This window comes from Niabella digestorum (assembly GCF_036409055.1).
In the GTDB taxonomy this organism is placed as follows: Bacteria; Bacteroidota; Bacteroidia; order Chitinophagales; family Chitinophagaceae; genus Niabella; species Niabella composti.
The window spans coordinates 93,959-120,170 of the sequence record NZ_JAZGLY010000003.1 but is presented as its reverse complement, the minus strand read 5'-3'; the positions used below and the strand labels follow the sequence as shown (position 1 = coordinate 120,170).

General features: G+C 40.7%; 24 protein-coding genes, 1 tRNA gene and 1 other RNA gene. 15 read left to right on the top strand and 11 right to left on the bottom strand.

Features of this window, described 5'->3' with window-relative positions:
- Positions 1 to 7: 7 nt before the first annotated feature.
- On the bottom strand, positions 8 to 1,441 hold the full coding sequence (locus V2H41_RS05945; protein WP_330974220.1) for a serine hydrolase domain-containing protein: 1,434 nt from the start codon (positions 1,439 to 1,441) through the stop codon (positions 8 to 10).
- An 88-nt stretch (positions 1,442 to 1,529) separates the two neighbouring features.
- Positions 1,530 to 2,045, bottom strand: a complete 516-nt coding sequence (locus V2H41_RS05940) for a hypothetical protein (RefSeq protein WP_330974219.1) — start codon at positions 2,043 to 2,045, stop codon at positions 1,530 to 1,532.
- Positions 2,046 to 2,133: 88 nt separating this feature from the next.
- Here V2H41_RS05940 and V2H41_RS05935 point away from each other — a divergent pair.
- The 7 genes from V2H41_RS05935 (at position 2,134) to V2H41_RS05905 (ending at position 9,422) form a co-directional block, all read left to right on the top strand.
- A tRNA-Asp gene (locus V2H41_RS05935) sits at positions 2,134 to 2,207 on the top strand.
- Between the two features lie 372 nt (positions 2,208 to 2,579).
- Positions 2,580 to 3,137, top strand: coding sequence for a hypothetical protein (locus V2H41_RS05930; protein WP_330974218.1), 558 nt, complete (start codon positions 2,580 to 2,582; stop codon positions 3,135 to 3,137).
- A 71-nt stretch (positions 3,138 to 3,208) separates the two neighbouring features.
- Positions 3,209 to 4,009: a WxL protein host-binding domain-containing protein gene (locus V2H41_RS05925; protein WP_330974217.1), complete on the top strand. Its 801-nt coding sequence runs from the start codon at positions 3,209 to 3,211 to the stop codon at positions 4,007 to 4,009.
- A complete protein-coding gene (locus V2H41_RS05920) occupies positions 4,002 to 6,734 on the top strand; it encodes a COG1470 family protein (RefSeq protein WP_330974216.1) in 2,733 nt (910 codons plus the stop codon). The genes V2H41_RS05925 and V2H41_RS05920 overlap by 8 nt, the downstream gene beginning before the upstream one ends.
- Positions 6,735 to 6,746: 12 nt before the next feature.
- Positions 6,747 to 7,277, top strand: a complete 531-nt coding sequence (locus V2H41_RS05915; protein ID WP_330974215.1) for a hypothetical protein — start codon at positions 6,747 to 6,749, stop codon at positions 7,275 to 7,277.
- Between the two features lie 8 nt (positions 7,278 to 7,285).
- A complete protein-coding gene (locus V2H41_RS05910; protein ID WP_330974214.1) occupies positions 7,286 to 7,798 on the top strand; it encodes a hypothetical protein in 513 nt (170 codons plus the stop codon).
- A gap of 133 nt (positions 7,799 to 7,931) precedes the next feature.
- Positions 7,932 to 9,422: an aldehyde dehydrogenase (NADP(+)) gene (locus V2H41_RS05905; protein ID WP_330974213.1), complete on the top strand. Its 1,491-nt coding sequence runs from the start codon at positions 7,932 to 7,934 to the stop codon at positions 9,420 to 9,422.
- Here the strand turns inward: V2H41_RS05905 and panB are convergent.
- Both panB and V2H41_RS05895 read right to left on the bottom strand, forming a co-directional pair.
- Positions 9,419 to 10,234 carry a 3-methyl-2-oxobutanoate hydroxymethyltransferase gene (panB, locus tag V2H41_RS05900; protein WP_330974212.1) on the bottom strand — a complete coding sequence of 272 codons (816 nt, stop codon included), beginning with the start codon at positions 10,232 to 10,234 and terminating at the stop codon, positions 9,419 to 9,421. The two genes, V2H41_RS05905 and panB, sit on opposite strands and share 4 nt — an antisense overlap.
- 66 nt (positions 10,235 to 10,300) lie before the next feature.
- A complete protein-coding gene (locus tag V2H41_RS05895; RefSeq protein ID WP_330974211.1) occupies positions 10,301 to 11,188 on the bottom strand; it encodes a Ppx/GppA phosphatase family protein in 888 nt (295 codons plus the stop codon).
- Between the two features lie 389 nt (positions 11,189 to 11,577).
- Here V2H41_RS05895 and pdhA point away from each other — a divergent pair, with 389 nt between their 5' ends.
- Genes pdhA through V2H41_RS05875 form a run of 4 tightly spaced genes read left to right on the top strand, consistent with a single transcriptional unit; the run spans position 11,578 to position 14,547 of the window.
- Positions 11,578 to 12,573 (top strand): pyruvate dehydrogenase (acetyl-transferring) E1 component subunit alpha, encoded by a 996-nt coding sequence (gene pdhA, locus V2H41_RS05890; protein ID WP_330974210.1) that lies wholly within the window; start codon positions 11,578 to 11,580, stop codon positions 12,571 to 12,573.
- Between the two features lie 26 nt (positions 12,574 to 12,599).
- Complete coding sequence (locus V2H41_RS05885) at positions 12,600 to 13,298, top strand: tetratricopeptide repeat protein (protein WP_330974209.1); 699 nt, start codon at positions 12,600 to 12,602, stop codon at positions 13,296 to 13,298.
- A gap of 4 nt (positions 13,299 to 13,302) precedes the next feature.
- Entirely contained in the window at positions 13,303 to 13,785 is a 483-nt protein-coding gene (gene ribH / locus V2H41_RS05880; protein WP_330974208.1) for a 6,7-dimethyl-8-ribityllumazine synthase, read from the top strand.
- 39 nt (positions 13,786 to 13,824) lie between these two features.
- Positions 13,825 to 14,547 (top strand): (Fe-S)-binding protein, encoded by a 723-nt coding sequence (locus tag V2H41_RS05875; protein ID WP_330974207.1) that lies wholly within the window; start codon positions 13,825 to 13,827, stop codon positions 14,545 to 14,547.
- An 8-nt stretch (positions 14,548 to 14,555) separates the two neighbouring features.
- Here V2H41_RS05875 and V2H41_RS05870 read toward each other — a convergent pair whose 3' ends face one another.
- The 3 genes from V2H41_RS05870 to V2H41_RS05860 all read right to left on the bottom strand — a co-directional run bounded on the left by V2H41_RS05870 (position 14,556) and on the right by V2H41_RS05860 (position 17,547).
- Complete coding sequence (locus tag V2H41_RS05870; protein ID WP_330974206.1) at positions 14,556 to 15,125, bottom strand: hypothetical protein; 570 nt, start codon at positions 15,123 to 15,125, stop codon at positions 14,556 to 14,558.
- A 396-nt stretch (positions 15,126 to 15,521) separates the two neighbouring features.
- A complete protein-coding gene (locus tag V2H41_RS05865) occupies positions 15,522 to 15,917 on the bottom strand; it encodes a hypothetical protein (RefSeq protein WP_330974205.1) in 396 nt (131 codons plus the stop codon).
- Positions 15,918 to 16,356: 439 nt separating this feature from the next.
- Positions 16,357 to 17,547, bottom strand: coding sequence for an ATP-grasp domain-containing protein (locus V2H41_RS05860; protein ID WP_330974204.1), 1,191 nt, complete (start codon positions 17,545 to 17,547; stop codon positions 16,357 to 16,359).
- Positions 17,548 to 17,676: 129 nt separating this feature from the next.
- Between V2H41_RS05860 and V2H41_RS05855 the strand changes: the two genes are divergently transcribed.
- The 3 genes from V2H41_RS05855 to V2H41_RS05845 all read left to right on the top strand — a co-directional run bounded on the left by V2H41_RS05855 (position 17,677) and on the right by V2H41_RS05845 (position 20,548).
- The gene (locus V2H41_RS05855; protein WP_330974203.1) at positions 17,677 to 19,506 is read left to right on the top strand and encodes an ABC transporter ATP-binding protein; all 1,830 of its coding nucleotides are present in this window, start codon (positions 17,677 to 17,679) and stop codon (positions 19,504 to 19,506) included.
- Positions 19,507 to 19,563: 57 nt separating this feature from the next.
- Positions 19,564 to 20,202 carry a rhomboid family intramembrane serine protease gene (locus V2H41_RS05850; protein ID WP_330974202.1) on the top strand — a complete coding sequence of 213 codons (639 nt, stop codon included), beginning with the start codon at positions 19,564 to 19,566 and terminating at the stop codon, positions 20,200 to 20,202.
- 73 nt (positions 20,203 to 20,275) lie between these two features.
- Entirely contained in the window at positions 20,276 to 20,548 is a 273-nt protein-coding gene (locus V2H41_RS05845) for a hypothetical protein (RefSeq protein WP_330974201.1), read from the top strand.
- 205 nt (positions 20,549 to 20,753) lie between these two features.
- Here V2H41_RS05845 and ssrA read toward each other — a convergent pair.
- The 3 genes from ssrA to V2H41_RS05830 all read right to left on the bottom strand — a co-directional run bounded on the left by ssrA (position 20,754) and on the right by V2H41_RS05830 (position 23,154).
- Positions 20,754 to 21,131: a transfer-messenger RNA gene (ssrA, locus tag V2H41_RS05840) on the bottom strand.
- 94 nt (positions 21,132 to 21,225) lie between these two features.
- Positions 21,226 to 22,611: an RIP metalloprotease RseP gene (gene rseP / locus V2H41_RS05835; protein ID WP_330974200.1), complete on the bottom strand. Its 1,386-nt coding sequence runs from the start codon at positions 22,609 to 22,611 to the stop codon at positions 21,226 to 21,228.
- Between the two features lie 234 nt (positions 22,612 to 22,845).
- The gene (locus V2H41_RS05830; protein ID WP_330974199.1) at positions 22,846 to 23,154 is read right to left on the bottom strand and encodes a hypothetical protein; all 309 of its coding nucleotides are present in this window, start codon (positions 23,152 to 23,154) and stop codon (positions 22,846 to 22,848) included.
- A gap of 310 nt (positions 23,155 to 23,464) precedes the next feature.
- Between V2H41_RS05830 and V2H41_RS05825 the strand changes: the two genes are divergently transcribed.
- Positions 23,465 to 23,938, top strand: coding sequence for a DUF4442 domain-containing protein (locus V2H41_RS05825; protein WP_330974198.1), 474 nt, complete (start codon positions 23,465 to 23,467; stop codon positions 23,936 to 23,938).
- A gap of 4 nt (positions 23,939 to 23,942) precedes the next feature.
- Here the strand turns inward: V2H41_RS05825 and V2H41_RS05820 are convergent, their stop codons facing one another.
- A complete protein-coding gene (locus tag V2H41_RS05820) occupies positions 23,943 to 26,147 on the bottom strand; it encodes a DUF4954 family protein (protein WP_330974197.1) in 2,205 nt (734 codons plus the stop codon).
- Between the last annotated feature and the right edge of the window lie 65 nt (positions 26,148 to 26,212).

Here is a 26,212-nt window from a genome sequence, read left to right as displayed (position 1 = left end):
GCACCTACTATTTTTTTGATTTTTGTGGCACCGTTCGAGATTGTTGTTTGGAGTTGCTACTTTTTTTATTTGTTGAGGAGCTCTTTTTATTTACTGTAGCGGTTTTCTTGATATTATTGTTTTGTAAGTTTTGAGTGGTTGATTTTCGGGATGCTACAGTTTTTTTTGAGGTGCTGGTGGCGGCCACTTTATTTTTAGTGGCATTGCTAGCTGCGGTTTTCTTCACATTGCTATTAGGAACTCTCTTCACCACGGTCGGGGGAGGAGTGGAGTCGGGGTCCTCACTACCTTCATCTTGCATATAATCGCCGAATACATTATAGGCCATCTTGGCTACATTATAAATATTCTGATTGTATTTGTTTCCAAGAATAACAATTACTGCTTTCTCGTCCAAAAGTCGGGCAAACGCAGGAGTAAAACCATGCCATTTGCCATTGTGGTAAATGACGTTTTTACCGTTAGGCAGATTGAGCATACGCCAACCCAAGCCGTAATTGTGGATGGAAGGTCTTTCATGACTCTGCGGCTGATAGGCTGAATCCAATAGAGCTTGACTAATGAATCGATCGTCGTACAAAGCTGCATCCCATTTCAGCATATCTCGGGGGGTGCTATAAATATTCTTATCGCCGTAGGTATTATCGAAGATGTCTAATTCCCACAAAGCTCCGGAAGGCCGGTAAGAGAAGATGGCTCTGCCGCTATCTGCGGGAGTATACACGAATGTGTGGTGCATACCCAGTGGCTCAAAAATTGTTTGTTTTAGATATTGTGGGTAGGGAATATTGGTTACTTTCTCCAATATTAGTGCTAGCAATACATAGTTGGTATTACAATAGTTAAAACGTGTATTGGGCTTGTAACTTATTGCTGGCTTATGTTGTATCATGAAGTCTAAAACATCTTGATTACTCACCATTTTGTCCGCAGGCCATTTCGTTTTATCATCCATGAAATAAAGATAGTTGGGAAGCCCGCTGCGATGACATAGCAGGTCCTTGACGGTAATGTTGGGATATGGGAACTCCGGAAAGTATTTGGTGAGATCATCCTCCAATTTAATTCTGCCTTCCTGTACCAATCTCAGGATCGCCATACCGGTAAAAGGTTTACTGGTAGATGCTAAATGAAAAGCTGTGGTGTCGGTGATAGCTTCTTCTTTGGTACGAGGGTTGGTATATCCTACATAATTTTCGTAAAGAATAGTTCCTCCTTTGGCAACAATAACAGCTCCATTGAAATAATCGTTAAGCAATTTACGGTCGAAGAGGTCTTCCAATGCCGTACGGTATCGGGTAATGTCCTCAGCACTCAATTTCTCAGGAGCTATGACTACCAATGATGAGGAGTCGGTGGAACTAGCGGATGGTTTAGACCCCTGCGATTTACAACCAATCAAAAATAAAGCCGATACGATGTATAAACTAAATCTTCTCAAGACCTGTTTTTTGTCCGCAAAAGTAGGGCTATCACTTGTCAAAATCGGCCTCAGTTCTATATTTTATTTGATTTTAACATAATGATGATTACCATTTACCACTGAGAATTTTTTTGGCACGTGATTTAAATGCAGGTGTGGCATAGGGGAGCCGGCTTTCAATAATGGTACATAGTTCCTGTCTGATTTCGGGATATAGTTTAGAGAGTTTTGCTAAAATACCTAAAGCAAAGGCTTGCGATGCAATAGTTTCTTCGGGGTCTTCAATATATCTAAAGCATGCATCCATGATGATACCATGATACTTTTCGGGAATTTGAGGAATTTGATCAAATGCTCGTAAAATATTTCTCCTAACAGCGGAGGGTTTATCACTAGCTTGTAATTGAGCAATTAGTGTATCATAATGTTTATTGATGAGTTGGGGATGCTGGGCGATGCAGTAGCTTAATGGCCATGCGGCCCGCTGTACTATTTTGTTATCATCGCTTAAAAACCAGTGCAGCAACTCGTCAAAGCGTTGTTGGTTACTGCCGACCCACTTTACAATTTGTGTAGCCTGTTCTTTGCTATACGCATTTTGTAGAATGACTGATAGTTTCATACTAGGCTCAAGATAAAAAAAATAGATTTTTTTTGATAGAAGTTTGGTAGTTAAAAAAACTCTCCTATATTTGCACTCCCAATTTCAAGGATCGGTAGTTCAGTTGGTTAGAATGCCGCCCTGTCACGGCGGAGGTCGCGGGTTCGAGTCCCGTCCGGTCCGCAAAAGGACCACAAAAAGTGGTCCTTTTTTTATAGAAAAGATGATTTTTAAATTCATGCCCTCCATTCTGTTTCCTCCTTCAAACATGATGTACGGTTTCAATCAGTTGTTTTAGGTCTAAATGGTTTCTTACCCTACATTGATGGTGTAGTTTGAGTGATATCTCGTTGAGGTGGAAGGAGAAAACATTGAATTTATGTTAGAAAGAGATATCCCTCCATTTTTATTGTATAAGATTAATTGTACTTTTCTAAATACTTTTTATAATTTTGTATCAGATACCAGGCTTTTGAATTGTTTATGAGAATAGATACCCTGTTTTTGAATAAAAAATCACAGCCCTCATTTTTACATTACAATAAACATCTAAATATGTCTAAATCCAAGCTACTCGTTTTACTCTGCGCCCTCGCTCCAGTATTTGCAATGGCCCAGGATACGCAAACAGACAACCACACTATTGGTATTACCATTCCTTCAGTGGCATTAGTTGATATTGAGCCCAGTGCTAGTAAAAACATTACGATGAATTTTACAGCTCCTACCGAGGCCGGTTTGCCTATAGAGGCGCCTGCTCCCAATAATACGTTATGGTTGAACTATTCTTCAATTAAAGATGCTTCTAATCCTACTCGCACTATCAGTGTAAAATTAAATGCTTTGGTGACCGGTGTGGATATCAAGGTTACAGCTGCGGCTGCAGCAGGATCAGGAGATGGTACATTAGGAACACCTTCTGCATCTTTGGTGCTTACAGCAACCGATCAGCCTATTATTACAGGTATTGGTAGTGCTTATACTGGCAATGGTGCCAACAACGGGCATAACTTGACTTACGAACTAGAGGTGGGTAGTGCTACTGCTAGCTATGCAGATTTGGAAGCGAGTACTACTTCGGCTACTGTTGTTTATACCATTTCCGACAACTAAGTCTAGGAAAACATATAAGTCAATTTTACTAAACTTATAAGGCCTTTGGGCCTTTTATAATTTTTTTAGTTATGGTAAGCCGCTTTGTGCTTTTTATAGCATGTCTTTTATTGGGTGTGTGGGCACATGCCGGAATTGTAATCCATAACGGGCTCACTCATATTTTTAAAGTAAAGAGTGGAGAGGTTTATAAAGGTGTGATAAGCCTAGAAAATACTGCAAAGGCGCCTCAAAATGTAAAGGTGTACATGCAGGATGTTCGTTACAAATGGTCAGGTGAAATTTATTATACGAATCCCCAATCGCATGACCATTCCAATGCAGCGTGGATTCGGCTGGGCGGAACGCAGCTGACATTACAAGCCGGAGAGAAAGCAGATCTCCCGTATGAAATATGGGTGCCTCAAAACCTCAGAGAGGCCAGCAGCTATTGGTCGGTAATTATCATAGAGCCTGAAAATCCTATAGAACCCGATAAAATCGGGAAAGGGATAACCATTCACTCCGTGGTGCGGTATGCTATTCAAATCATTACCAATTATAATACTGATGAACTTAAGCCTAACTTGAAATTTGAGCATATAAAGGTAGAGAAAGAACAAAACAACAGAATTCTAAAAGTAGCTGTTTCAAATTTTGGTAGTGTGTTTTGTAAGTCTATAGTGAGTGCGGATCTCTATGATCGCAGAAACGGTCAGAAAGTAGGTACTTATCAAAGCGTACCTATGAGCTTGTTACCCGGTAATTCCAAATCTTTCTTTATTGATATTAGCTCGGTGCCCAGAGGTCAGTACACTTCGGTGATTATGGCTGTTGATGAAGATGAAAATGCTTTTGCGCTAAACGCCGAATTGGATATAAAGGATGATTAACCTCTGGTATATTTCTTTTTTTATACTGCTTCCTGTATCTGTTTTTTCTCAAAATCTTTTTACAGAAAAAGATGAGAAGAAAGAACTGCTACTCCCAGGGAAGATAGCACTTATATCCTTTAATATAGAAAATACCAGTGAGCAAAATAAGATCTATGATATTGCAGCCCGTACTGCTGATCCTACGATCGAAGCCGTAATTCGGAAAGATAGTATAGAGGTGCTGGCGCGCGAATCTAAAGTGTACATATTGCCCGTCAAGGTTTCCTCAAAAACTGCTGCAGGTAAATATCAAGTCACCTTAATTCTTACAGATAGAACTACTAATTCAGTTATTGAAAAGCACTCTCAAATTGTCGTTAGCTCAATAAAAAATATCAGCCTACACAATATTGAAGCCCCTCAGTATTTAAGAGCCGGGCAGGTGCTTAGAGCAAGTTTTCAGATAAAGAATCAAGGGAATGTTGCGGAGTACTTACGGTTTGAAACTAATGCTGACTTAATCGAGGGCATAGATACCGTTCATCTCCAACCCGGAGAAGTACGGATTATTGAGGTTGTGAAAAATACCGATATCAATCTACCCAACAATGATATATATTATCTCAGATTGACTGCTCATTCTTTAACCGATAGCTTGAGCAAATGGCATACAGGCACTCATACAACTCTTATTTCTGTGAAACCAGCGAGTAACGATATCTATCATCGTCTACCTGTTTATATTTCCGGTGCTTATATTGGGATGCAGGATAAAGGCGTGTACTCCGGAGGTTTTCAAGGAGAGATTCGTGGTAGCGGAAGCCTGAATAATAAAAACAGCGATTTGCTAAGCTTCAGAGCTGTATCGCCCAATCCTGTAAAGTTCAACATCTTTACACAATACGAAGAATATTTTATTAACTATAAGAACGATAGGTGGTATGTGCATTTGGGCGATAAAGTGTATGCTTCTTCGATGCTTACGGAGTTTTCCCGGTATGGTAGAGGTGCAGCATTGCAGTACCGATTTAAAAATGTATCGTTGGGAGGTTTTTACAATCATCCCAGATTTTTTGCTGATATCCGAGATGAGTTTAACGTATACTCTACTGTTCATATAAATAAGGAAGATGATATTACTGCAGGTTATTTGTATAAGATACCGCAAGATGATAGTACAAAAATGGGCTATAATGCAGCCAGAGTTTCCGAAAGAGCCCACTTGCCCTATGTGAAAGCCAATATTCAGTCTTTGAAATATTTTAAGATACTGGCAGAAGCTTCGTACAGCCATACAGGCATGCATAATGGCAGCGGGTACATGGTACAGCTGCAAAGCCATTATCTAAAGTCGCTGAGTGGTAATCTTAGCTATATTAAAACCAGTCCGTTTTATGCGGGGTATTTTAGTAATGCCAGTATGTTTAACGGATATTTGCGATACCTGCTCTCCAAAAGAATTACGTTGAGCGCAAGCTATGTTCAAGATGCTAAAAATATTCAAAGAGATACGTTTACTTTATCCGTACCATACAGAGAATATCAGCAGTATGGCGCACGCTACAAATATGCAAAGCATGGAGCTTTATCTTTATTGTCGGGTATACAAAGATATCAGGACCGACTAGAGCCTAAACTATTTGATTATCGAGAAGCGTTTGCTAGGGTTACTATCGAGCAGAAAATGGCTTTCCTGAACTTTAATGTAGAAGGGCAGTTGGGAAGGACTACAAATTATTTACTGGGATATAAAGGTACTTCTCAATATTATACTACTAATCTCTCTTTTCAAAAGCTAAAAACATCGTTTAATCTGTTTGCTAGTTACATGCAAACAGCACGTTATCAACTAAAGGAATATAAGACGCTTTACTATGGTATAAGAACATTCAGTCGTTTCTCTGATAATACACAGCTAGGTATATTTTACCAGAATAACTATCAGCCTGAGGAGTACTATGCAGATCGTAACTTAATGGAGGTGTCGCTGCATCAAAGGTTATCATCCAAACATTATCTTGATTTATCCGGGCGGTATGTATTACAACGCGGGGAAACAGGGAAAAAAGATTTTATTGTTTCCCTTAAATACACTTATCGTCTTAATATTCCGGTACAAAAAACAGCAAGCTATACCAGTCTTTACGGTAATGTCAGGAATCTGGGGGTGGCTAAAACCGAAGGCCTACGCTTAATGCTTGGGAATCATATAGCGCTAACGGATAGATTCGGTAATTATATATTTAAAAATGTAGTGCCAGGCGATTATGTATTAGAAATAGATCGTACTTCTATTAACATTAATGATATACCAGATGTTCAGCTGCCTGTTCCTTTACAACTTAGTGGCAAGGAAAATGTATTTAATTTTGGTATGACCGTTGCCAGTAGTATTAAAGGAATGGTGAAGGTTGAAGAACGGAACGCCAGTCCCATTGCTTTCAATAATAATAAGGACAAGAATTATGGCGTTATTATTGAAGCGTCCAATGGTAAAGAAGTTTACAGAAAGATCTGTTTATTTAATAAGCCTTTTGATTTTACGTATTTGCGTCCTGGCACTTGGGATATAAAAGTATATCCTAACGGATGGGAAAAAGAATATAAAATTATTACCGGAGCGCAAAGCATAGTACTAAAGGCGGGAGATATGCAGTATCTGGATATTATTGTGGTGCGTCAAAGAGGTGAAATAAAGTATCAACAAGAGAGTATAAAAATAACTTATCAAGGAAGTAAATAAAGTATGCTGCGAGTGGGCTTCATATTGGTTTTAGTGTTTTCATTTTTTGGGGGGAGCCTCTATGCGCAGACATCGGGTAGTAGAAATGTTAGTGTAACATTGCCCGCTATAGCATTATTGGATATTGAACCTGCAGGCCCCATCACGCTGAGTTTTACTAAGCCTACAGAAGCTGGTTTGCCCTTATCCAATCCTACTCCTAATACCAGCAAATGGATCAATTATACGTCGGCATATGGGACTAGTGGCAGCTCTAGGATAATTACAGCATCTATAAATCAGACAATACCGGGAATAAATATACGGTTACAGGCTGCTGCTGCATCTGGTGCCGGTGGGGGTACTAGGGGAACTCCTGCAGGGGTGATCACACTTACCACCACACCAACAGTTATTATTAGCGGTATTGGCCGTTCGTACACAGGCAATGGAGTAGGGAACGGGCATCAGCTTACCATTTCTGTTGTGCCTAATAATTATAGTAATCTGTCGGCACAAACTAATACGCAGGTTACTGTAACCTATACCATTAGTTCAAATTAGTGTTTACCATGCGAAGTCAAACCAATCTATATATCATCCGAGTATGCTGTTGTTTATTAATAGTTCTTACCTGCCGACAACTATTTGCTCAAACTTTAGTGGTAAATGGAACGCATTGGAATGTGCCGGTGCCCAATATAACAGAGGCAGGTAATGATTATGCGGGTACTTATGAAAGTGTAAGTAACCAAATCACACACAATACGTCAGTACCATTACTCTTAGGAAGTGCGAAAGTATCCGTGCATTACGAGCCCGACCCTACTTGGAATAGTAATTTAAACTTGTCTATCAGAAGGACAAGTAATGGTTCCACGCTTTGCTTGCTTTGCTCAATTTCAGGAGGTACAGCCTACCAGCCTGTGGGAGTTACGGATATAGAACTATACCGAATTCAGGCTGTGTTAGCTTTAGCTTCCTATAGCGATATTGGAATCCAATTAAGCCTTTCGGGTGTGTCTATTCTTATACCCTCCGGCACATATAATGCTAGGCTGGTGTTTACCGTGGGAGGACTTTAATAGTGTCGAATTTGCTATCCTTTAAATTTGACCGAAAAATTATTATTCTTAATATAGTTACCTTTTCATCGTGCTTCATAAATGAAGGATTTTGTTATATCATCATAACTTCCACTCGTGAAAAGTATAAAACATGAAAGACGATACTCCAATGCCCGAAATCGAGAAATGTATGGAAAGTGCCTGGCGTGCTTTTCATGTATACAAAAAATATTCCCTTCGTGAGCGTGCGCATTTTATGCGTACCATAGCTGCGGAGTTAGAAAAACGATCGGAGTTGCTAATTGCAACCGCAGCAGCGGAGACGCATCTGCCTATAGAGCGGCTACAATCTGAATTAAAAAGAACTACTTTCCAACTTACTTCTTATGCAGATGCATGTGAAAGAGGCGACTGGCTAGAAGCGCGCGTTGATACGGCTGATTCTAATCGGATGCCAGCCAAACCCGATTTAAGAAAGATGCAGGTGCCGCTCGGCCCGGTAGTAGTTTTTGGCGCCTCCAATTTCCCCTTTGCCTACTCTACTGCGGGAGGAGATACGGCTTGTGCATTAGCCGCGGGATGTCCGGTAGTGGTAAAGGGGCATCCGGCTCATATCAAGACGAGTGAACTGGCCGCAGAAGCTATTCTAGCTGCAGCAAAAGCATGCCATATGCCCGATGGTATATTTGCACATATACGTGGTGCATCGTTTGAGGTAGGGAAAGCGTTAGTCATGCATCCTCATACAAAGGCAGTAGGATTTACCGGTTCGTTTCAGGGAGGAAAGCAGTTGTTCGACTGGGCACATCAGCGTAAAGAACCTATTCCTGTATTTGCCGAAATGGGAAGTATCAATCCGGTATTCTTATTGCCCGAAAAAATGAAAGAATCGGCAGCCGAAGTAGCCAAACAATATGGGGCATCCATCACTCTAAATGTCGGACAGTTTTGTACGAATCCCGGATTGCTTATTGGCATCGATAATGAAGATTTAAACATATTTATAAAGGTGCTGAGTAAGGAAATCTCTGGCGTTTTGCCGGAGCCTATGCTGCATCAAGGCATTTGTGAGAATTTTTACAATAAGAGAAGTAACGCCTTGTCGCAATCTCATGTAGAACTTCTGGCTGTGTCACAAACCTCTCCCAAAGAAAATGAAGGTTATCCTACTTTGGCTGCAACTTCTGCTGAAGCCTTCATCAATAATCCTATACTGCATGAAGAAGTGTTTGGCCCCTATTCGCTGATTGTGAAATGTCGGAATATTGCGGAGATGATGGCTGTAGCCCGCTGTCTGGAAGGGCAGCTCACTTCAACATTAATTGCTACGGACAACGATGTTATCAATAACGAAGAACTGGTAAGCCAAATACAGAATCTGTGCGGGCGTTTTATTTTAAACGGTGTACCTACAGGGGTAGAAGTATGCTTAGCGATGCAGCACGGAGGACCTTTCCCGGCTACTACCGATTCTCGTTTTACATCCGTAGGAGCAGACGGTATTAAAAGGTTTACCAGACCGGTTGCATTTCAAAACTGGCCCAATCATTTGTTGCCCGATGCCCTCAAAGATGAAAATCCGTTGGGGATCTGGCGTACCGTAAATAATACCTTTACACGCGATAAAATTATTTCGGATTAGTATTGCTCCTTCTCGTTGGGGAAGTCGCCGCTCTTAACATCGTGGATATAGGATTTTACTGCCTCCGTAGTGAGTTCAAACAAGTTCAGGTACTGTCTTAGGAACTTGGGTTTGAACTCTGTATTAATACCCAGCATATCGTGCATTACCAGCACCTGTCCGTCGCAGTATTTTCCCGCACCGATGCCAATTACCGGTATATGTAGGCTTTCTGCTACTTCTTTAGCCAATAATGCGGGGATTTTTTCTAGCACGAGAGCAAAGCAACCTGCTTCTTGCAATAATTTAGCATCAGCTTTGAGTTTATCTGCCTCGGCTTTTTCTTGTGCTCTCACGCTGTAGGTACCGAATTTATAAATGGACTGTGGAGTAAGTCCGAGATGTCCCATGACCGGAATACCGGCGCTGACGATTTTTTTGACAGATTCGATAACTTCTGCTCCTCCTTCCATTTTAATGGCATGTGCTCCGGTTTCTTTCATGATTCTGATGGCGGAAGCCAGTGCGATTTCTGAATTAGATTGATACGTGCCGAAGGGGAGGTCTACAACAACCAAACATCTTTTAATACCTCGAATCACTGATGCGGCATGATAAATCATTTGATCCAGTGTGATGGGCAATGTAGTTTCGTGCCCGGCCATCACATTCGATGCCGAATCGCCTACCAGAATAACATCAATACCAGCTTGGTCCATAATACGTGCGAAGGAAAAGTCATAAGCGGTAAGCATGCTTATTTTTTCCCCCGCTGCTTTCATCTTCACCAGTGTATTGGTGGTAACTCGTTTTACTTCTTTATTTACAGACACTTTTTTCTACTTAATTTATAATGAGGAAATCCAACTATAATTGGAGGACTAAGTTAGGGTTTCGCATTATAAATTATGCAAAATATCTTCATCAAGGGTGCGTACGAGTCCGTCTACCAAGCCTATTTTAGGAATTAGAATTTCGGTAGCGCCTGCCCATTTTAAAATATTGGTATAGATAAGAAGCGCAGGTACAATCACATCGGCTCGATCTTCTCGCATTTTATATAATCGCATTCTTTCTTGTACGGTAAGATGGCTCAGTTCTTTATAATAATCTCGTAGTAGGGAGAGGGGGAGAGGTCTACCTTCTTTCTTCTTTGAGAGGGAAAATACTTTGTTAATATTACCTCCCGACCCAATGGCGACAATTTTCTTTTCATGTCTTGTGTGCGTGCGGATGTAGTCTTTCATCTCTTCCCATTGGGCTTCTTTTACCTGTTGTTTCAGAATTCGGATGGTGCCGATATTAAATGAGTGCTTATAAAGAAGTTCCCCATTTTGGAAAAAGGTAATTTCGGTACTGCCACCACCCACATCAATATACATATGCAAATTTTCCTTGTTTAAACCTTCGGCAATGTGGGTTTCGTAGATAAGGGTAGCTTCAAGGTCGCCGGAAATGATTTCGATTTCGATGCCGGTTTCGTCTTTAATTTTTTGGATAATCTCTTTAGAATTCTGGGCATCTCGCATGGCTGAGGTAGCACAAGCCTTTACATATTTTATGCCGTAAGCATTCAACAAAAGTTTGTAAGCCTTAATGGTTTCGAGGAGTTGTTGGGCCTTCAGCGGGGATATGGCTCCGGTTTCAAATACATCAAAACCTAAGCGTAGCGGAACCCTCACCAGGTTGGACTTGATAAACTCCGGCGGTTGGTTTTTGTAGTGCAGTACATCGGCAATGAGGAGCCGGGCTGCATTACTTCCGATATCTATTGCTGCTAATTTCATCTATTTTTTAAAAAGTCTACCGCAATTACTTAAGAAGTATACCGAGCAGGGCAATGAAACAGAGTGTCTCTTCAACTTAAGGGCGGAAGATATATAAACTTAAGAATTTTCTATTTATTATTAAAAATATTCATATCGAAGGGGGTGAAATATTATGCAACAGTCAATGTTTTTTATCACAAAAAGGGATTGTGAATAATCGGGTCGGAGGGCTCTTCTCATTCAGTTTTAGGAATGTTTTTCTTAGATAACATCCATAAAATCAAATGAAATAGCCTATTTAAGCAGGGAACCATCAGATAGCCATTATACAATTAGCATGAAATCATTTTTTCCCTTACTTTTGCTGTCCCCGAAGGGGTTCTTCGGAAATAAAAATTTTATAGCAGGTGGCAACAAAATTTTCTAAAGAGACGTATTTGTATTGGTACGAATTAATGCAGTTAATTCGTCAGTTTGAGCTTACAGCGGAAGAAAAATATAAGATGGAAGGTAAAATACGCGGGTTTTTCCACGCGTATGTAGGACAGGAAGCTATTGCTGCAGGTTGTATGACTGCTACCCGTCCCGAAGATATCTTTATAACCGGCTATCGCGACCACGGTTTGGCAATTGCCAAGGGTATATCGGTAGAAAGTTGTATGGCTGAGCTGTATGGTAAGGCTACCGGTTGTGCCAAAGGTAAAGGCGGTAGTATGCACTTTTTTGGTAAAAAAGAGAATTTCTACGGAGGTCATGGAATCGTAGGTGCCCAAATAGGTACCGGTACGGGTTTGGCCTTTGCTGAAAATTATAAAGGCACCGACAATGTAGTACTTTGCTTCTTTGGAGATGGTGCAGCACGTCAGGGTATCCTGCACGAGTGTTTCAATCTTGCGATGCTGTGGAAATTGCCGGTTGTTTATATCTGCGAAAATAACCAGTATGCCATGGGTACTTCCGTAGAGCGTACTTCCAATGTAACCGATATTTCCAAGTTAGGATTGAGCTACGAGATGCCTTCCCAAGCTGTTGACGGTATGAATCCCGAAACCGTTCACGAAGCTGTAGCAGAAGCCGTAAAACGTGCACGTGAGAAAGGTGGTCCTACCTTACTGGAAATAAAAACCTATCGTTACAAAGGACACTCCATCAGCGACCCTCAGAAATATCGTACCAAGGATGAGGTGGAAAACTATAAATCAAAGGATCCCATTCAGGTACTCAGAAAAACTATGCTTGAAAATAAATACGCAACCGAAGAGGCGTTGAAAGAAATTGATGCCCGTTGCGATGAGGTGGTTGCTGCTGCAGTAAAATTTGCAGAAGAAAGCCCATTCCCGAACGACGATGAGGTACTGAAGGATGTTTACGTAGATCCTCACTATCCGTTTATTGTTGACTAGTTACTAAATTGAAGAAGTAAAATAAAATGGCAGCGAATACTAAAAAAACGGTTGAACAAGAGGCTCTTGCAACCAACGATTCTGTGGAAAAGATAAAAGGCTTATGGGAGAAAAGCGGTAAAACCATCAGTCTGATTTTGGGTGTATTGATTGTGGCTATAGGTGGTTTTTTTGCTTACCAGCAGTTTGTAACCAAGCCTAAAATAGCCGAAGCGCTGGATAAAAGCTATAAGGCTGAGGAATACTTCCGTATGGACTCTATCAACCTGGCTTTAAACGGCGATGGCGTTAATCCGGGTTTTGAAAAAATTGCTAGTACGTATAGTGGCACTCCGGCCGGCAATCTGGCTAAATTTTATGCAGGGGTGTGCTATATCAAGCTGAATCAAAATGATAAAGCAATAAAGTTCTTAGAAGATTTCAGCACTGATTCTAAGCCCGTACAACAGCGCGCTTATTTATTGCTGGGCGATGCCTATGGTGATTTAGGTAAAGGCGACAAAGCGCTGGAGTACTACAAAAAGGCAGCAAATCATTTTGTAGAAGATCAGCAAACAGCTTCTACTGCATTGTTCAGAGGTGCATTTCTGGCCCAATATGTACTGAACAATAAGAATCAGGCTATCGAATTGTATAAAGAGTTAAAGGAGAAATTCCCCCGTACTCAATACGGATTTGAGGCTGATAAATATCTGGCTCAATTAGGAGTTTATAACGTAAACTAAAAAAATGGCTTCTTTAGGTAATAGTAACTTAGTTAATATCAATACGGGCATCTTTAAACAGGATGCCTTTATTGTTTTGGTGAAAACAGAGTGGAACGCAGATATTGTAGATGAACTCGAACGCGGTTGTTTAAAGATACTGCAGCAAAACAATGCACGTGTGGAAACCATCGTAGTTCCCGGCAGTGTGGAAATTCCGTTTGCCATCAACAAACACTGGGCAAAGGCTAAAAAAAAGATGGATGAACCACATGCCTATATTGCATTGGGATGCGTGATACGTGGCGAAACCCCTCATTTCGACTATGTATGCCGTATGGTAGCTGACGGTATATTGCATCTGAATTTGCACTTACCTGTGCCCACCATTTTTGGGGTACTGACCGTAAATACTGTAGAGCAGGCCTTGGACAGGCTGGGCGGTAAACACGGCCATAAAGGCGAAGAAGCTGCTATTACAGCTTATAAAATGATTGAGGTGGAATAATATTAGGCTCATTGAGAGGGACAGAAAAGATGAATACAAATGCATAACGTACATATTTTTATTCCATGTTTTGTGGATCAGCTGTTTCCCGAAACCGGGTTTAACATGGTGAAGGTGTTGGAGCGTTTTGGGTGCAAGGTGTACTATAATCCAGAGCAAACCTGTTGCGGGCAGCCCGCTTTTAACTCAGGATTTTGGAATGAGTCTAAAGCCGTATGTACTAAGTTTATCAATGATTTTAAGCAAGCGGAATATATTGTAGCCCCCAGCGCCAGCTGTGTGGGATTTGTACGTAATTATTATCCCAAGTTATTCAATGAGTCTGCATTGCATAACGAAGTAAAATCCTTGCGCAGCCGAACTTATGAGTTCTCCGAGTTTTTGCTCAATGTATTAAAGGTGCAAGACTGTGGCGCTACATTAAAAGGGCTGGCTACTTATCACGACAGCTGTGCTGCCTTACGAGAATGTAAAATAAAGCAAGGCCCCCGTACGCTATTGGAGAATGTGCGTGGGCTGGTATTGCGTGAGATGAAGGATGTAGAAACCTGTTGTGGTTTTGGTGGTACCTTTGCTGTAAAGTATTCCGGCATCTCCATAGGTATGGCCGAGCAAAAAGTAGAGAATGCCTTGGATACGGAGGCGGATTATATCATCAGTACCGATTTATCCTGCCTGATGCATTTGCAGGGATATATCGATAATAGAGGGTATAAAATAAAAACCATGCATCTGGCGGATGTATTGGCCAGCGGCTGGTAAAGCGTGTATTACTGTTTTTTCAATTCTGCTATTTCTTTTTGTAATTGCACCAGCAGGTTCTCGATGTGGGCTAGCTGATTGGATGGCGCAGCGTTTGGCCCCTGTGAGGCATGGTAGTAGGGTTGCGGTTTGGTGGGGGTACCGTATGCGTCTTCATCCTCATCTGAGTCTTCTTGTAGCTCTTCTACATCTTCTTGGATCTCTTCCACATCCTCTTGGATTTCATCAAGGTCTTCCTGAATTTCTTCCACGTCTTCCTGAATCTCATCCACATCTTCCTGAATTTCCTCAATATCTTCCTGAATTTCTTCCACGTCTTCCTGAATGATTTCGATGTCTTTGGTATTTTTATTTACAGCCATTTGAATGAATATGGCTAGATAGATGGCTTCCAGCGATACTACGGTGGTAAGCACCAGAAGCATTTGGTCAAAGCTCATTACATGTAGCGCCGGAAGCAAAAATGCTACAATGAAAAATATAGTATGAAATATCAGCGATGCAGTAGAGCCAATCCATCGGGTAGCAATATCTGCAATGCGTTCCAGTCTTACCTTGTTGCGCTCTCTTATGGTCATTGCTGCTGATTTTTGAGGTGAACGGGCAGGGGCGCAAAGTTACTTAATCCATCCCATACTGATGGGTAAATCTGGATGCATTATGCCGGAGGGGTGTATCGCATAGAAGCGGAAATTAGGGGAGGTGATGTTTTTGAAGCTTTGCTATGGTTAGGGTAGAGGTAGTATGCTAGTGAAGGCTTGAATGAGGGTTGAAATTTGGTTGTTTAAAATTCGTCAATCCGCCATTGCGTGGAGCTGATGTTGTGTGTTAGGCACTTTTGTGGTCAGTCAATTCCAAGTTTTTTATGCTTTGCTTGCCATTCTTTTCCAAATTTAATTTTTCTAATGCCAATTTCCGCTTGTTTTCTGGCAAACATTGGATAAATCTTCTTTTTTAAATCAAGACCATATAATTTAATGTATTGGAATTACCATTCGTTCTTCTTCTTCCCCCCATTGTACTTGCCACATTCTACCATCTATTTGGTCCAGCAGAATGAAATTATATATGTTTTTTGTGGGATATAGAAAGAATCTGCCATTCTTTTCTTCATCTTTACTTACCCGAGAGATATCCGATAGTGTAGTCTCGAATCTATATTGGCTTCCTTTTGTACTCCATTGTACTTGCCACATTTGTCCATTTCTTGTGTTTAGTTTTATAAACGTATACATATTTTGTGTAGCAAAAAGTCGATACACCACACTACTATCCGTAGAAATATTTTGAATAGGAGGTTGGAGTGTGTTTTGAGCAAACGTTGGTATTGTCATTAATGCAAGAATCAAATTCAGATAAAATGTTTTCATAGCACTTGCTATTATTAGTTTTTGGTGTATTGTTTGTTATGATGATATACTATTATCTAATATACAAAATTTTAATAAAATTAAAAATATATATTAATAAATATTTATTAATATGTATAACTTACTTTACCTTCACTAAGTTTATTAGGCAGATCATTATGCGTACTTTTTATTGCTTTACCTTATAACCTAGGTTGCATGTATTTTCTATAATAAAAAATGCAAAAGTGATAAATGGCCGCTTTTAATCTGAAAAACTAGACCCATGAATTAGGGGGGTATATAACCGGCTGCAAGTTCACAAAGTGGCAAATGAAAAAGCTCGTAGTTTTTGATTGCTGTAATGTCATTCGTTTATGTATATATAAAATTATAGCTTTTTTCATTTTGACTTAGGTGCAATACGCGTGAAAGCTAATCCTCGTAGATCACAAATTGATTACGACTGAAAAACCGCAAAACTACCGCCAGTCCAGGTTTTGTCTTTGTTGTAGCGTACACCAATCATCTTACCTTTGCTAAGACGCGCCAAGTTGTTTACCGGAAAAGGTCTTTCCGCATTTTTCGGCCAGAAATAAAAAATGCGGATTTCTGTTTTGGCCGCTTCATCGGGCGTTTGAATTACCGAAGCGTATTGCACCTTGCGTTGCAAAATCCAGTTTTCAGGATCTTTGATGTTTTCAATATCTGCGCGTGTTACATCAATCACCACACCTTGTCCCGCAAAAGAAAACAGCGGCTTGAGCACATAGTTGTCTAAATCTTCCGGTATTTGTTGGAGAGTATTGACAAAATAAGTGGTCGGGATATTGGGATGCTGAATAAAAGGTAGTGTAAACTTGCTGATTCTGTAAAACCAGTTTGGATGCGGACACCACGTTACATCAAGGTCTTCAAATAATATGGCAGCTTTTTCCCGCACCCATGCTTCTTGTTGTAAAAGTTCGTCGAAAATTAAGCGGTTGTATATCCTTTTAATTAAGGTTTCTTTACCATTGTGGATGTAGAAAAGTTGTCTCCCTTTTTTGATTAGCTCCGTTACGCAAACGGGTTGAATACCCAAATACTTTTCAGTGCAATAAAAGTCGATTGCGGTTTTTTGTTTGTGAGGAAAAATCTCCAGTAGTATTACTTCTTCGGGTTGATGATCTTGCAGAATAAGCTCCCGTAATGCCTTCAGGTAGGTTTCTCGGTTTAATCCACTTAAATAACTGCTGTAACCTTCGGGAAGCGAGAAGTGCTTCTGAAAAGCATCGGCTAAAAATACCTGATAGGCAAAAAGGGTAGGGAAGGCCTGCATTTCAATAAGCTGCGGTTCCAGCGTACCATCGGCACTTGCGCATACACCAAAGTCAAATGCAATACAATCGGGCCGCGCATCTTCGTGCCGAACCTCCAATCCTGCCGGAATAGCCCTTTGCGTGAGCTCCTTAAAATCCGGTCGGAGTATGACGTCTACTATACTTTCGCAAGCACTTAGCAATTTGTCTCGAAAGTCTTTCGGTATAAATACGGGTGTTTCCGCTACTCTAAACTGCAAAGGAGCGATGCTGCTCAGTTCGCTCAATAAGGTACGGTATTTTTCTTCCGTAAAGCTATTATTATAAGCTTCTCTGATTTCTTTTACCATTGCTACGGATTTATACCGAAAAGATAGCAAATAAGTTTTTAGTTTTGACCGATGTGGCCTTAAAAGTGGATATTCTGTGATCAGATGAATAGGCCTTAAATTTTCACTTATAACAGCTACCTTGCATGTATGAGGCATTTAAGCGTTTTGGGGAAATATTTCTGGAAGTATAGGCTGAGGTTGAGTGCCGGTATCCTGTTTGTGGTGCTGTCCAACTATTTCAGTGTACTTTCTCCGCAATTGATGCGTTTTATTATCAACTATGTTGATAAGGCGTTATCCCTAACTAAGCATGATTTTGTGGAAAATGCGGGAGAATACGATGTTCTGGTACAGAAGGTGATTCGGTGGATTGACCAAGAGCGTACTGTGGCCCAGGTAGTGGTGGTAGGCAGTTTGGTGATATTGGGCTTAGCGCTTTTGCGTAGCTTTTTTATGTTTCTGATGCGGCAGACCATCATTGTAATGAGCCGCCATATCGAGTATGACCAGAAGAATGAGGTATATGCCAAATACCAGCAGTTGGACACTTCCTTTTTCAAGCAGCACCGAGTGGGCGACCTGATGAATCGTATCGCGGAGGATGTAAGCCGCGTACGTATTTTTACGGGACCGGCCATCATGTATATTGTAAATTTGGTGTCGGTGATTGCATTGAGCGTATTCTTTATGCTGCAAAGCAGCAAGGAGCTCACTTTCTATGTGCTGATACCATTGCCTTTGTTGGCTATCATTATCTATTTTGTCAATAATACCATTCACAAAAAAAGCGAACGTATACAGGAGGCTTTGTCGGATCTTACTACTAATGCACAAGAATCTTATTCTGGTATAAGGGTTATTAAATCTTTTGTGCAGGAGAAAAATATGTTTGAGTTTTTCAGAATAAATGCTGAGACTTATCGTAAGAACGCCATTAGCCTAGCTAAGACGGAGGCAGTGTATTTCCCTTCTATCAATTTGCTCATCGGCATCAGTACTTTACTGACCATAATGATTGGTGGACTTTATTACATCAATAATGAGCACAATATCAGTTTAGGTACCATAGTAGAGTTTGTGGTGTATGTGAATATGCTGACCTTTCCTGTAAGTGCTATAGGTCTTACGGCGAGTATGGTACAAAGAGCGGCGGCCTCCCAAAAGCGTCTGAATGAATTTCTGGATATTCAGCCCGAAATACAAGATAGCCCCGATGCTAAGGATGTAAAACTGGAGGGAAATATCGATTTCAATAACGTTACATTCACTTATCCCGATACGGGAATTGTGGCATTAAAGAATTTCGATTTACATATTAAAAAAGGGGAAAAGGTGGCTATTACCGGACGTACCGGTAGTGGAAAAACTACAGTAGCACAGCTTTTACTGCGTATGTATAATGCGCAGGAAGGCAGTATTCAATTTGACAGCATTCCTATTGAACAGATTCGTCTGGCATCGCTTCGCAATCAGATCAGCTATGTGCCACAGGATGTATTTCTGTTCAGCGATACGGTAGAAAATAATATTCGTTTTGGCATTCCGCATGCGTCGAAGGAGGCGGTTAGGGAGGCTGCGAAAATTGCAGGACTGGAGAAGGAAATCGAAGGCTTTGCAAATGGGTATGATACCATGATTGGCGAGCGGGGTGTAACCTTAAGCGGCGGGCAGAAGCAACGTATATCTATAGCCCGAGCCATTATTAAAGACACGGCGATTGTGATTTTTGATGACTGTCTGAGCGCTGTGGATGCTAAGACCGAGAAAGAGATTATGTCGCGCCTCAATCCATACCTGGAGGATAAAACTGCGATTATCATTACGCATCGGGTATTCTCCCTGCTACAGTTTGACCGAATTATTGTGCTGGACGAAGGCGCTATTGTGGAGCAAGGTACTCATGAGGAGTTGATGCGTATACCCGACGGGTTTTATGCTCGTTTATATGCTCGTCAACAGGAGGGTAGGGAAGGATAAGCAACTTTTAAGCTCCGGGTGGTTTTTTATTTTACATGAATCTTTTATTTTTACCGGATGGATATTACTATTACGCTTGTTATTGTGGTACTTACCGTAGTGGTATCTTTGATGGGATTCAATAATTCCAAGATTATTGATAATCTGATATTCTACGGCCCTGCTATTGCTCAGCGCAACCAATATTATCGCTTTATAACCTGCGGACTGATTCATGCCGATTTTATGCACTTGGCGTTTAACATGTTGGCACTATACAGTTTTGGGGTAATATTGGAACGACAGTTTTTTGCTTCGCCACAGATTTTTGGAAGGGAGGCGGGGGTATATTACCTCATGCTATATGTAGGCGGGCTCATTGTATCCAGCATGCCGGATTATTTTAAGCACCGGGACAATTATTATTTCCGCAGTTTGGGCGCTTCTGGCGCAGTGTCGGCTGTGATTTTTTCCTGTATTGTACTATATCCTCGTTTGCCCATCAGTTTTTTCTTTTTGCCGGGAATTCCAGGCTGGTTATTCGGTTTGCTGTATATGATTATTTCAGCTTATCTAAATAAGCAGGGTGGGGGCAATATCAATCACGGTGCACATTTATGGGGAGCCGTCTATGGGATTGTATTTACCGTACTGTTTGTATCTCTGAAAGGAAATATTAACGTGTGGGAAAATTTCCTTTATAACCTAAGGGGATAGCAACGGAACTTGTTATTGCTAGGTATTGAATTTTTTTATAACTTTATAAGAGTACCATTTAAATCTAACGATAATGCCTGAACATGTTTTTCCTAATGGTTTTGAATCCTGGCAGAAAACGCACTTTGAAGTGGTAGAAGCACTGTGTTATCTGCGTGATTTGGAAGAAGGTAAACAGTCCAAAGCATTCGAGGAAATGCTGAATAGGAGCGCTACAGATGACCTGTATCAGTTGGCTGTAGACCTTACCGATAAGTTTGAGCGCGAATGTGTGGACAGGAAAAGTAATTTGTTTGATTTGATAGAGGAATTTGTAAGCGAAGAGGTGAAGAAGGTGAAGGCGTAAATGTTATAAGCTCAGCTTCTGTACCCGAGTATTCCTTGTAGCACTTTATCCTTATATCATCTTTCAAGGCGTTTCACTTTATGTCACTTCCAATAGTGTGCAAAATTCATCATTCAACATGAAGTAGGGGTATCCTTATTTTAAGGATATGGAGAAGAGTTTCTAGTATTTGAAGTGGATGATTTGAGGCTTATCATTCGAATGGAAGTGGAGGCGACCGGAATCGAACCGGTGTCCAAACATATTCTCCAAAAGCTTTCTACATGCTTATTTCCTTATTATTTGTCGGCTCTGAACAGGAAAGGAACAAACCAATTCAAAGCTTAGCTGTATGAGTCTTTTGCTGTACGCACAGCCTAGTACAGCAGCATTCTGCATTTGTTTTGATGAGTCGGCGGCGGAGCTTGGTAGCAGAACAACCTGCTCAACGCGGCCCAAATGGCTTTCTAATCACTGATTAGGCAGCCATGGCATACTGAGTGTTGCCATTTATAGTTCGGGTATTCAGATTTACGGGCTAATTACCCAACGCCCGGCATGCTTACACTTTCAAAGACCTATGCTGTCAAAACCAAACGCCCCCATTTACAAAACCATTTGCTTCTACATAAAGCGGCTGCAAAGATACATGATACTTATTGTATCTCCGATTTAAACTATGCTAAAATGTATTACAGCTATTTTCCCCAGCCAAACCAGTCGTTACCGTTGGCATATAACATCAGTGCTAGCAATAGTACCATTCCCACCATTTGGGCATACTCCAAGAACTTATCGCTGGGTTTTCTGCCACTGACGATTTCGTAAAGGGTAAACATCACGTGGCCTCCATCCAGTGCCGGAATGGGGAGTAAATTCATGAATGCCAACACAATGGATAAAAAGGCAGTAATATTCCAGAAGGCTTCCCAGCTCCAGTAAGTAGGGAAGATGGATCCCATGGCCTTGAAACCGCCTACACCTTTGTAAGCCTCAGTTTTAGGATTCAGGATCAGTGCAAACTGATCGATATAAGCTTTTAATTTTTCTCCTGCTTTTCTTACACCAGCCGGGAAGGCTGCTAAAAACCCGTACTCACGTTTTTCTACACTATACGCACCTAGTTGCTGATATTCTTCATCCGTCAATAATGGGATACCAATTTTGCCATCCTCATTTACCTGTGCAGTAAGTGTAAGAGGCTGGCCTTCTCTTAAAACCGAGAGGGTAACGGTGCTGTTTTTCTTAGCAGACAGGATGGGAGACAGCTCATCATAAAACTGTACGGGAATAGAATCAATGGCTGTAATCAGATCCATTTTTCTGAGACCTGCCTTATAGCCACCCAGTGTATCCATTTTAAATTTCGGGTTGTAATCTCCCACATAGGCGGGTACCCGTTCCGTAAACATATATGCTTTCTTACGGCGACTTTCTACCAATTTACCGATCAGATTTACGGGCACATCGATAGTAAGACGTTGTCCGTCGCGCTCTACTTCTATTTGCTTACTGCCGATGAGTATTTTTGCTGCCAGATCGTCGAAATATTCGATCGGTTCTCCATTTACAGAAAGAATTTTATCGCCAGATTTCAGACCTATTTCACTCATCAGACTGTCAGTAACGGCAATACCGTATTTTAAAGAGCTCATAGGTACTTTTTTCTCGCCCCACACAAACAAAATCATGGCATATACTACAAATGCTACCAGCACATTCATAATAATACCGCCTAACATAATAATCAGACGTTGCCAAGCCGGTTTGGTTCTGAATTCATAGGGCTTCGGAGGTTGTTTCAGTTGTTCCTTGTCCATGCTCTCATCGATCATACCGCTGATTTTTACATAACCACCTAGCGGTAACCATCCGATACCGTACTCGGTTTCGCCCACTTTTTTCTTAAACAACGAAAACCACGGGTCGAAGAAGAGATAAAATTTCTCCACCCTACAACCAAACCATCTAGCCGTAATATAATGACCAAACTCGTGCAGTAAAACCAATAGGGATAAGGATAGAAGCAATTGTGCTACCTGTATACCCACATTAGACCAATTAATTGCTAAAGTATAAAGCATTCTTTCTGTGTAATAAAACTTTAAAAATTACGCAAAGATACGTCCTCTCTGGAAAATGAATATACGGATTTGTATTGATTCTACGCTGCTGCGATTGATTACAAGCGTTTTTAACAATATTTTCCGTATTCGTATAGCAGTTATGGGGGTAAAATTAGGAAATAAGGTTGGTATAAATAGTGGTCTTTACTATTTAAGGAATACGTAGTGGTATCAAAGCGGGGTGTGGGGCAGCTAGGTATTTTTAGAGGGGTGTTTACTTACGTTATTGTTGAACCATTTTAAATTATCGAGCCATTTTATTCTTTTTATAAGTTTATTAAGCACTAAAAATAGTGCTGTAGCCACAGCGAGGTTAAGCATAATATTACCGGGGAGTACACCATAGCTAAATACCTCGATGGGCTCCGGCTCATTTTTATTTAAGTAAACAAAGGGAAAGCCCCATAGAATTTTTTTCTGGGATAAAAGGTAAATGATATTGGGCCCTAGGCAAAGCTTCAAAACAGCTCCTAAGAGTACTATTTTTCTTTTCTGAATCATACAAGAAGCTTTAGTATTTATGCTCCCTAATCGTAACTGCCTCAATAGGGCAGCGACAGGTTATATCATTAAGGCTGAATTGCATTATTGGGATTAGTAATGATTGCTTATTGGCTCTTTTAAAACGAGGTTCGTTTACAATGATTAAAAAACATTAAAGTTTTTCAAAATGATCACGTGTTCCTTGACACTTGGATAGTGCGGTTCACGGCATTTCTTAAAAACGAATATAAAAAATGTTTATAAATATAACAGGCTTTGCAATCGTGGAATATCTCATCTCGTTTAACTTTATAGGAAAATCAATACTGTGGAAAACACTTTTATCAAGCTAGCTAACTCAGCTAAGTTTAAATGGTTTTTGTTGCGCAAATTACCTGCAGCCTATTTTAGCGGTGTTCGGATAAAGTATATGGATGAAAAGGAATGTAGGGTAGTAGTGCCTTATACATGGTTTTCTCAAAATCCTTTTAGGTCTACTTATTTTGCTTGCTTGGCTATGGCAGCGGAATTGAGCACGGGTGCATTAGCTATGGCCAACGTGTATAAAAGACAGCCTTCCGTTTCGATGTTGATCGTGAAGATGGATGCAACATATCATAAAAAAGCAAGCAGTGTTACCACCTTTATTTGTACAGACGGATTGCCTATGAAAAGTAAAATAGATGAAGCGATTCGAACAGGGGAACCGCAACTATTTACAGCTATTTCCATAGGTACAGATGAAGAAGGCAACAATGTTGCTACTTTTACTTTCACCTGGTCTTTTAAGGTGAGGCAATAATTATTTATTTAAAATTTCTTATCAGCTCCTCTATCGTATTTCTAAAAGCTTTCATTTCTTCCTGTTGTTGTACTACAAACTCATTAGTGCTTAAAGTGCCCAGTACGCTTTCTCTTTCTTCAGGGGTATCATATACCATGTTTTTGAATTTGTTTTTGAAGTCTTTTTCTTTGGACTGATAAATTCCCTGTGTAATCCATTCTTTGATCTCTAAAACATCTGCAAAAACATTTTTCAAAAATGTAGCATTATACAGTGTCTGGCGGTCTACCTCGTACACTTTTAAGAGTACTGATACGGCATGAGCAAGTTTTTGTGATGGATATAACTTTGCCTGCTCTTCGTAGAAATGGTGTACTGCATCCCAAGAGTTTATTTTGCCTTCTCTGATGTTACTCAGCAGTTGGTCGAGAGCTTTTTGTTGAATCAACTGCCCACCAACATTCATCCACTTATTGTTTTCAGTTTCTATAGGAATGTGCGCTGTGAGTTCTGTTACTGAAGTAATATTGTTTTGAGTAATGTACTGGATGATTTCTTTGCCCGCATAGTATTGGAGCATTTTTTTATAAGCATTATACGCTTCTTGTACTTTGATGATGCGTACCGGTCTTTTTGAATTTTCTATATCGGAGCCTAGAATAGTAAGTTTAGCTATTACCGGATCATTCTGTTCGAGCAGGTATTCGCCTTTGCTAATATAATCCACATCGCTTCCTATCATCTTATGAGCTTTATAAAAAGCTTTTCCCGTAAACTTTTTGAGTAGTTCAATAGCTTCAAGAATCTCGTTCACACTATCAGGCGCTAGTGCATTAAACTCCAATAATTGTTGTTTATTGATGCGTTTATCGCGTGCGGCGAACTTGCTTTCATTCCTCAATATGGCGTACATGTTATACAGGAACCAATAAGCCGGCATAATTACCAAACTGTTGGTATGTTCTTCATTGCTCACCAAAGAAAAGGGGAAGGGAATATTGAGTTCGGCAGGATAGTTGCCTTTTGCAATCATTGTAAATGTGGCAAACTTGGAATTGTGTTTCAGGCTAACACAGAGTCCCGGCCAGAAACCTCTTCCTGCTTGTATTTCACCATCGGCGCCGCGCGAATTATGATTGGAACCAATCGTAGCTCCGGCGGCCATATTGCTTTGCCCCATTAACAAAGCTGCACACAGGAAAGAATTGTTGTGATGTTGTTCATGTGCAGGAAATATCAGGGAGTTTAAAACCTCGCAGCAGGATACAGTAGCGTTCTCTCCCAAATAGGAGTTAATCAAACGCGCACCGTACTTTAATTGGGAGAAGGGCGCTAGAATAAAACGAACGGCCTTTACACCATAGAAAACGCGGCAACCTACTCCCATTATTCCGTTTACCATTTCGCATCCTTCGCCTATCTGCGATTGGGCATCTGGGCTGGAGTTGATGGTGAGGTTTTTAAGCTTGTTCGCTCCTTTAATATAAGCATCGCTACCTATTTTTACATCTTTAATGATGCGGCAGTTTTTGATCACCGTTCTCTGACCCACTACACCATAATATCCATGGAGGTTGTCAAAGCGCGACTCTGTGAAAGTTTTAAAGGCGTTCATCAATTGCTTGTCGCCACGATATTTGGTCCACAACCATGCATCGCCTGCCAGCATGCCATCAAAGGGCATCACTTTTCTGCCCCCGTTTTCATTACATAGCTCTAGCCATATGCGCACATTTTCTTTTTCGCCTTCTTTAATAATGCCGTTGCCGAATTTGCTGTGTGAGGTACAACTCATTTCATTAACGTTGGCAATGATTACATCATCCTCTATAATATAACGGCTTAAGAAATTTACATTGCTGATGGACACATTATTGCCTATATCGCAACTTACAATCATACTGTGATACAGGCCTACAGGGAATCGCACTTCACTAAACTCCAGAAAATAGGGTTCTAATTTGCCAATGCGTACAAGCCCATAGAAAGTACAGGCTCCGATGAGAGTTATATCAATGCCATCTCTTACCAATATATCATTCCAGTTGTTAGAGTGATTACCGTTGGCTTTAAGAATTTTGATTTCTTCCGGCGTTAAAGGTCGGTAATCGTTGGCGGGATTTTGCTGAAACCTTAAGTAGTACTCATCTTTTCCTTCCGGTAGAAATGCTTTAGGTATAAAGTTATATCCCAGTTGCTCTGCTCTATGCTTAATGATATGGTTCATATGGTTTCTGATACTGGTGTTTTAATACGTTGTAGCTTGCAACGATGCTGTTTACGGCATATTGT

Coding starts and splice junctions, on each gene's coding strand:
- V2H41_RS05940 (WP_330974219.1), bottom strand. CDS start 2,045: ATGAAACTATCAGTCATTCTACAAAATGCGTATAGCAAAGAACAGGCT.
- V2H41_RS05930 (WP_330974218.1), top strand. CDS start 2,580: ATGTCTAAATCCAAGCTACTCGTTTTACTCTGCGCCCTCGCTCCAGTA.
- V2H41_RS05925 (WP_330974217.1), top strand. CDS start 3,209: ATGGTAAGCCGCTTTGTGCTTTTTATAGCATGTCTTTTATTGGGTGTG.
- V2H41_RS05920 (WP_330974216.1), top strand. CDS start 4,002: ATGATTAACCTCTGGTATATTTCTTTTTTTATACTGCTTCCTGTATCT.
- V2H41_RS05910 (WP_330974214.1), top strand. CDS start 7,286: ATGCGAAGTCAAACCAATCTATATATCATCCGAGTATGCTGTTGTTTA.
- V2H41_RS05905 (WP_330974213.1), top strand. CDS start 7,932: ATGAAAGACGATACTCCAATGCCCGAAATCGAGAAATGTATGGAAAGT.
- V2H41_RS05895 (WP_330974211.1), bottom strand. CDS start 11,188: ATGAAATTAGCAGCAATAGATATCGGAAGTAATGCAGCCCGGCTCCTC.
- V2H41_RS05885 (WP_330974209.1), top strand. CDS start 12,600: ATGGCAGCGAATACTAAAAAAACGGTTGAACAAGAGGCTCTTGCAACC.
- ribH (WP_330974208.1), top strand. CDS start 13,303: ATGGCTTCTTTAGGTAATAGTAACTTAGTTAATATCAATACGGGCATC.
- V2H41_RS05875 (WP_330974207.1), top strand. CDS start 13,825: ATGCATAACGTACATATTTTTATTCCATGTTTTGTGGATCAGCTGTTT.
- V2H41_RS05870 (WP_330974206.1), bottom strand. CDS start 15,125: ATGACCATAAGAGAGCGCAACAAGGTAAGACTGGAACGCATTGCAGAT.
- V2H41_RS05865 (WP_330974205.1), bottom strand. CDS start 15,917: ATGAAAACATTTTATCTGAATTTGATTCTTGCATTAATGACAATACCA.
- V2H41_RS05860 (WP_330974204.1), bottom strand. CDS start 17,547: ATGGTAAAAGAAATCAGAGAAGCTTATAATAATAGCTTTACGGAAGAA.
- V2H41_RS05855 (WP_330974203.1), top strand. CDS start 17,677: ATGAGGCATTTAAGCGTTTTGGGGAAATATTTCTGGAAGTATAGGCTG.
- V2H41_RS05850 (WP_330974202.1), top strand. CDS start 19,564: ATGGATATTACTATTACGCTTGTTATTGTGGTACTTACCGTAGTGGTA.
- V2H41_RS05845 (WP_330974201.1), top strand. CDS start 20,276: ATGCCTGAACATGTTTTTCCTAATGGTTTTGAATCCTGGCAGAAAACG.
- rseP (WP_330974200.1), bottom strand. CDS start 22,611: ATGCTTTATACTTTAGCAATTAATTGGTCTAATGTGGGTATACAGGTA.
- V2H41_RS05830 (WP_330974199.1), bottom strand. CDS start 23,154: ATGATTCAGAAAAGAAAAATAGTACTCTTAGGAGCTGTTTTGAAGCTT.
- V2H41_RS05820 (WP_330974197.1), bottom strand. CDS start 26,147: ATGAACCATATCATTAAGCATAGAGCAGAGCAACTGGGATATAACTTT.